We start from the raw sequence: 6,651 nt of genomic DNA, 5'->3' as shown, positions 1-6,651 counted from the left end.
GTCGCGCCCGCGCCGACGCGGGCCCCCGTACCTGTGCCGGCGGCAGCCTCCGGCTTCGCCCCCGTGGGGGGCGCCGCGCGGGGAGTGGCCTGCCCGGGGCCGGCGCCCGTGCCGACGCGGGCCCCCGTACCTGTGCCGGCGGCAGCCTCCGGCTTCGCTCCCGTGCGAGCCGTCGCCCGCCCGGAGCCGGTGACCGGACCGCCCCCGCCCGCCGTGCCCCCTCCCGACACCACCAGTGTCACCGTCGCCGCGTCCGCGTCCAGTGCGTACGGCCCGTACCCCGCCGTCGTCAGCGCCAGCGTCGCCGTCGACTCGCCCGTCGCCAGCCCCGGCAGCAACCGCTTCGCCGGCGACGTGTCGCCGTGCTCGGCCAGATGGGTCAGCAGCGCCGCCGTCGCGACCGTCTCGACCACTGGGCCGGGCACCGCGTGGCGGCCCAACTCCACGAAGGAGACCGCCAGTTCCACCGGTAGCATCCCAACGCCCTCGTACGCCTCCGGGGCCGCCAGCGCGAAGACGCCCGCCTGCGCGAGGCGCGAACAGAGCGCCCGTCCCGGGGCGTGGTCGCCCGCCGACCACGCCCGTACCGCCGCCGGCGTGTCCGCGGCGGTCAGCATCGCGTCCAGCGAGCGCGCGAGAGCCCGCTGTTCGTCGGTGAGCAGAAAACGCATCAGCGGCGGCCCTTCGGGAGGCCGAGCAGACGCTCGGCGATGATGTCGCGCTGGATCTCGTTCGTACCGGCGTAGATGGGGCCCGCCAGCGCGAAGACGTAGCCCTCGGACCAGTCCGACTCGGCCAACTCCCCCTCCGGGCCCAGCAGATCGAGCGCGGTCTCGTGCAGCGCGATGTCGTACTCGGACCAGAAGACCTTGTTCAGGCTGGATTCGGCGCCGATGCTCTCGCCCGCGGCGCAGCGCGACGCGTTGGCGTAGGTGAAAAGCTGGTAGGCGCGTGCGCCGATCACCGCGTCCGCCACCCGGTCGCGGAGCGCGGTGTCGTGACCTTCCGGCCGCTCGGCCGTCGCGCGCCACTGCCGCAGCAGGCGCTCCGCCGCAGCCAGGAAACGGCCGGGCGATCTCAGTGTCAGCCCCCGTTCGTTGCCGGTCGTGGACATTGCGATCCGCCACCCCTGGCCCGGCTCGCCGATCACGTCCCCGTCGGGGACGAAGACATCGTCGAGGAACAGCTCGGCGAAGGCGGGCTTGCCGTCGAGCCTGCCGATCGGCCGGACCGTCACACCCGGCGCCGACAGGTCGAACATCAGATACGTCAGCCCCTGATGCGGCCGCGTCCCCTCGGGACCGGTGCGGAAGATGCCGAACGCGCGGTCGGCGAAGGCGGCCCGCGACGACCAGGTCTTCTGGCCGCTGAGCAGCCAGCCGCCGTCCGTGCGCAGGGCCCGCGACCTCAGCGACGCGAGGTCCGAGCCGGACTCCGGCTCGGACCAGGCCTGCGCCCAGATGACCTCGCCGCTCGCCATCGCGGGCAGCACCCTGGCGCGCTGCTCCTCGGTGGCGTGGTCGAAGAGCGTCGGAGCGAGGAGGTTGATGCCGTTCTGCGAGACCCGTCCCGGCGCGCCCGCCGCGTAGTACTCCTCCTCGAAGACCAGCCAGCTGAAGATGTCGACGCCCCGGCCGCCGTACTCCCGCGGCCAGGAGACGACCGACCAGCGGTCCGCGTGCAGCCGCGCCTCCCACGCGCGGTGGGCCGCGAAGCCCTTCTCGGTCTCCAGGGAGGGGAGGGGCTCGGCGGGCACGTTCGCGGCGAGCCAGGCACGGGCCTCGGCCCGGAAGGCTGCCTCGGCGGCGGAGTGGTCCAGGTCCATTCACCCATCCTTCCCTAACAAGTGTTTGGTAGGTTAACGTGCTGTTGTGATGAACAACAGGGCGCAGTACGTACCCGGCCATGGCCTGCTGAAGGGCCGCACCGCCGTCATCACCGCCGCGGCCGGAGCCGGGATCGGCGGAGCGACCGCCCGCAGATTCCTGGAGGAGGGCGCGTGCGTCCTCATCAGTGACGCGCACGCCCGCCGCCTGAAGGAGTCGCGGGAGGCGCTCGCCGAGGAGTTCGGTGCGGCGGCCGTGTCATCACTGCCCTGCGACGTCACCGACGAGGCCCGGGTCCAGGCGCTGTTCGACACGGCCGTACGGGAGCACGGCGGCCTCGACATCGTCGTCAACAACGCGGGCCTCGGCGGCACCGCTGCCCTCGTGGACATGAGCGACGACCAGTGGGACAAGGTTCTCGACGTCACCCTGAACGGCACCTTCCGCTGCACCCGCGCCGCCCTGCGCTCCTTCAGGACTTCCGGACGCGGCGGAGTGATCGTCAACAACTCCTCCGTCGTCGGCTGGCGCGCCCAGGCCGGCCAGGCCCACTACGCCGCCGCCAAGGCCGGAGTCATGGCGCTCACCAGGTGCGCGGCGATCGAGGCGGCCGAGTACGGCGTACGCGTCAATGCCGTGGCCCCCAGCCTCGCCATGCACCCGCACCTGGTGAAGGTCACCTCGGCCGAACTGCTGACGGAGCTGACCGCCAAGGAGGCCTTCGGGCGGTACGCCGAACCCTGGGAGATCGCCAACGCCATCGTCTTCCTCGCCAGCGGCTACTCCTCGTATCTCACGGGTGAGGTCGTCTCCGTCAGCAGCCAGCACGCGTAGGACGAGAATGGTCCCGTGCCGACAAGAAGCAAGAAGAAGAACCAGGTGAGCGCCTCGCCCGAGCGCCGCCGTGAGCTCCTCGACACCGCCGCCGAGGTGTTCGCCGCGCAGGGTTACAACGCCACCACCGTCCGCGAGATCGCGGACCGGGCCGGGATGCTCGCCGGCAGCCTCTACTACCACTTCGATTCCAAGGAATCGATGCTCGACGAGATCCTCTCGACCTTCCTGGACGAGCTCTGGCAGGGCTACGACGCCGTGCTCGCCGCCGGGCTCGGGTCCAGGGAGACCATCGAAGCGCTCGTCACCGAGTCCTTCCGGGAGATCGACCGGCACCGCGCCGCCGTCGCGATCTACCAGAAGGAGTCCAGGCATCTGGCGGCTCAGCCGCGCTTCCACTACCTCACGGACTCGCAGCGGAAGTTCGAGAAGGCGTGGCTGGGGACGCTGGAGCGCGGGGTCGCGGACCAGGTCTTCCGTGCCGACCTGGACATCCGGCTCACGTACCGGTTCGTGCGCGACACGGTGTGGGTCGCGGCGTCCTGGTACCGGCCGGGCGGGCAGCACAGCCCGGAGGAGATCGCCCGTCAGTACCTGTCGATGGTGCTGGACGGTATCGCCGTACGCAGCTGACCGACCGAGGAGTCGTCATGGCCGAGGCCTACATAGTCGAAGCGGTTCGCACGCCGGTGGGCAGGCGCGGAGGGGGACTCGCCGCAGTCCACCCGGCCGACCTCGGCGCGCATGTCCTGAGGGCCCTGGTCCTGCGGACCGGTGTGGACCCCGCGGCGGTCGAGGACGTCGTCTTCGGTTGCCTGGACACGGTAGGGCCGCAGGCCGGTGACATCGCCCGTACGGCATGGCTGGCGGCGGGTCTGCCCGAGGAGGTGCCGGGCGTGACGATCGACCGGCAGTGCGGCTCCTCGCAGCAGGCGGTCCACTTCGCCGCACAGGGAGTGCTCTCCGGCACCCAGGACCTGGTGGTCGCCGGCGGCACCCAGAACATGACGCAGATCCCGATCGCCTTCGCGTCCCGGCAGGCTGCCGAACCGCTCGGGCTGACCGTGGGCCCCTTCGCGGGCAGCGAGGGCTGGCGGGCCCGCTACGGCGACCTGCCGGTCAACCAGTTCCACGGTGCGCAGCTGATCGCCGAGAAGTGGTGCATCTCGCGGCGCGACATGGAGGAGTTCGCGCTCCGTTCCCACCAGCGGGCGGTCCGCGCCGTCGACGAGGGCCGCTTCGAACGGGAGTTGGTGGCGTACGGCGAGGTCACGGCCGACGAAGGGCCTCGCCGCGACACAACGCTGGAGAAGATGGCGGGCCTCAAGCCGGTCCTGGAGGGCGGCACCATCACGGCGGCCTGCTCCTCCCAGGTCTCGGACGGCGCGGCGGCGATGCTGATCGCGAGCGAACGGGCCGTCGCCGAGCACGGTCTTGTGCCGCGCGCCCGTATCCACCACCTCTCGGTACGCGGCGAGGACCCGATCCGGATGCTGTCCGCCCCGATCCCGGCGACGGCGTACGCGCTGAAGAAGACCGGTATGTCGATCGACGACATCGACCTGGTCGAGATCAATGAGGCCTTCGCGCCCGTGGTGCTCGCCTGGCTGAAGGAGACCGGCGCCGACCCGGACAAGGTCAATGTGAACGGCGGAGCGATCGCGCTGGGTCATCCGCTGGGCGCGACGGGCGTGAAGCTGATGACCACGCTGCTGCATGAACTCGAGCGCACCGGTGGGCGGTACGGACTGCAAACGATGTGTGAAGGCGGAGGCCAGGCGAACGTCACCATCATCGAGCGGCTGTGATCACGAGCCTTCTGGGCCCGGTCGTGCTACGGTAGCGGCGTTGCAGTTTTGGTACCCATGAACTTCGTGTGCGCCTGACGGGAATGCTTCCTCAGGCGCACATTTTGTTTGCCGGATTCTCCGGATGGGGCTCAATACAACAACGGGAAATTCGCGAAGTGTGAGTTTCCGGCTTGCCCCTGTTTTAGGAGAATGACATGGCTACTGGAACCGTGAAGTGGTTCAACTCGGAAAAGGGCTTCGGCTTCATTGAGCAGGACGGCGGCGGCGCCGACGTCTTCGCCCACTACTCGAACATCGCCACCTCGGGCTTCCGTGAGCTCCAGGAAGGCCAGAAGGTTTCCTTCGACGTCACGCAGGGCCAGAAGGGCCCGCAGGCGGAGAACATCGTCCCGGCCTAACATCCGGACGCGAACCTCGCAGCCGGGGCCCGCACCGTCAAGGTGCGGGCCCCGGCTTGTGCTGTCTCATATGCCCAGGAGGGCAATATCCGCATGACTCGCTCCGAACGCCCGGCCCGCCCGACTCGAAAGCGCCCGGTCAATTCCCGCGCCAATGGCCCCGCGAAGGGCTCCGGCAAGGCTCCCGTCCGCAAGGTGGCGGCCCCGCAGGAATTCACGTTGCCGGAATCCACCACCCCCGCGCTGCCTGCCGTCGAGGCGTTCGACGAGCTGGACATGCCGGCCGCCCTGCTGAAGACCCTTGTGGCTCAGGGCGTGACCGAGCCCTTCCCGATCCAGGCCGCCACGCTGCCGAACTGTCTCGCAGGCCGGGACATCCTCGGCCGCGGGCGCACCGGCTCGGGCAAGACCCTTGCCTTCGGGCTCGCGCTGCTCGCCCGCACCGCGGGCCGGCGGGCCGAGCCGCGGGCGCCGCTCGCGCTTGTGCTCGTACCGACGCGTGAGCTGGCGCAGCAGGTCACCGACGCACTGTCGCCGTACGCGACCTCGGTGCAGCTGCGGATGACCACGGTCGTCGGCGGTATGTCGATCAGCAAGCAGGCGGGCGCGCTGCGGCGCGGCGCCGAGGTGCTCGTGGCCACGCCCGGGCGGCTCAAGGACCTGATAGAGCGCGGCGACTGCGCGCTCGACCGGGTGTCGATCACCGTCCTCGACGAGGCCGACCAGATGGCCGACATGGGCTTCATGCCGCAGGTCACGGCGCTGCTCAAGCAGGTCGAGCCGGACGGTCAGCGGATGCTCTTCTCGGCGACGCTGGACAAGAACATCGACCGCCTCGTGCGGATGTTCCTGAGCGACCCCGTCGTGCACTCCGTCGACCCGTCCGCGGGCGCGGTCACCACGATGGAGCACCATGTGCTGCACGTTGCGGACGAGACGGACAAGAAGGCCGTGGCCACGCGTATCGCGGCCCGTGAGGGCCGGGTGATCCTCTTCGTGGACACCAAGCGCGCGGCGGACCGTTTCGCCAAGCGGCTGCTGTCCAGCGGTGTCCGGGCGGCGGCGCTGCACGGCGGCCGTTCGCAGCCGCAGCGCAACCGCACCCTCGACCAGTTCAAGAACGGGCAGGTCACCGCGCTGGTCGCCACCAATGTGGCGGCCCGCGGCATCCATGTCGACGATCTCGACCTGGTCGTGAACATCGACCCGCCCGTCGACCACAAGGACTATCTGCACCGCGGCGGGCGTACCGCCCGGGCCGGCGAGTCCGGCAGCGTCGTCACGCTGGTGCTGCCCGAGCAGCGCCGCGAGATGACCCGGCTGATGGCGGACGCGGGCATCAGCCCGCGCACCGCCAGGATCAAGTCCAGCGACGACGAGCTCAGCCGCATCACCGGGGCGCGCGAGCCCTCCGGTGTCGCCATCACCATCGAGGTGCCCCAGCCGGTGGTGCAGCAGCAGCGCCCGCAGCGCCGTCGTGCCCAGGCCCCCGGCCAGGGACAGGGCGGCCGTTCCGCGCAGGGCGGCGGCACCGGCGGCGGCAGTGGCGCCGGCCGCAGCCGTGGCCGGCGCGGTGGGCAGGGCGGGCAGAGTGCTCAGGGCGGACAGGCCCGTCAGAGTGCGCAGGGCGGACAGGGCGGACAGGGCGGACAGGCCCGGCAGGGCAGCCGGCCGGCGCGTGGTGCGCAGGGCGGTCGCCGAACCGCGGCGTAGCGCCGGTCTTGTCGGGGCTTCGCCCCGAACCCCGCGCCTCGATCGCCGGCGGGGCTGATTGTCGCCGGA

The 6,651-nt window shown here is 71.0% G+C and carries 7 protein-coding genes; 5 read left to right on the top strand and 2 right to left on the bottom strand.

Annotated elements, in window-relative coordinates; translation table 11 throughout:
• Positions 1-671: acyl-CoA dehydrogenase family protein (locus ACWDZ6_RS19890; RefSeq protein ID WP_451503906.1), on the bottom strand; the 671-nt coding region annotated here is incomplete at its 3' end.
• Positions 671-1,825, bottom strand: coding sequence for an acyl-CoA dehydrogenase family protein (locus tag ACWDZ6_RS19885; RefSeq protein ID WP_451503905.1), 1,155 nt, complete (start codon positions 1,823-1,825; stop codon positions 671-673). The genes ACWDZ6_RS19890 and ACWDZ6_RS19885, both read right to left, overlap by 1 nt.
• A 49-nt stretch (positions 1,826-1,874) precedes the next feature.
• Between ACWDZ6_RS19885 and ACWDZ6_RS19880 the strand changes: the two genes are divergently transcribed.
• From ACWDZ6_RS19880 to ACWDZ6_RS19860, 5 genes are all read left to right on the top strand, one after another.
• Complete coding sequence (locus ACWDZ6_RS19880; RefSeq protein ID WP_451503909.1) at positions 1,875-2,660, top strand: SDR family oxidoreductase; 786 nt, start codon at positions 1,875-1,877, stop codon at positions 2,658-2,660.
• Between the two features lie 15 nt (positions 2,661-2,675).
• On the top strand, positions 2,676-3,293 hold the full coding sequence (locus ACWDZ6_RS19875) for a TetR/AcrR family transcriptional regulator (RefSeq protein WP_451503904.1): 618 nt from the start codon (positions 2,676-2,678) through the stop codon (positions 3,291-3,293).
• A gap of 17 nt (positions 3,294-3,310) precedes the next feature.
• The gene (locus tag ACWDZ6_RS19870; RefSeq protein ID WP_451503903.1) at positions 3,311-4,468 is read left to right on the top strand and encodes an acetyl-CoA C-acetyltransferase; all 1,158 of its coding nucleotides are present in this window, start codon (positions 3,311-3,313) and stop codon (positions 4,466-4,468) included.
• Positions 4,469-4,665: 197 nt separating this feature from the next.
• A complete protein-coding gene (locus tag ACWDZ6_RS19865; RefSeq protein ID WP_003969786.1) occupies positions 4,666-4,869 on the top strand; it encodes a cold-shock protein in 204 nt (67 codons plus the stop codon).
• Positions 4,870-4,962: 93 nt separating this feature from the next.
• Positions 4,963-6,582, top strand: a complete 1,620-nt coding sequence (locus ACWDZ6_RS19860; RefSeq protein ID WP_451503902.1) for a DEAD/DEAH box helicase — start codon at positions 4,963-4,965, stop codon at positions 6,580-6,582.
• The last annotated feature ends 69 nt before the right edge of the window (positions 6,583-6,651 follow it).

It is taken from the genome of Streptomyces sp. NPDC002926 (genome assembly GCF_053591755.1).
The sequence above is the reverse complement of the archived record's forward strand: the minus strand, read 5'-3'. Positions and strand labels throughout refer to the sequence as shown.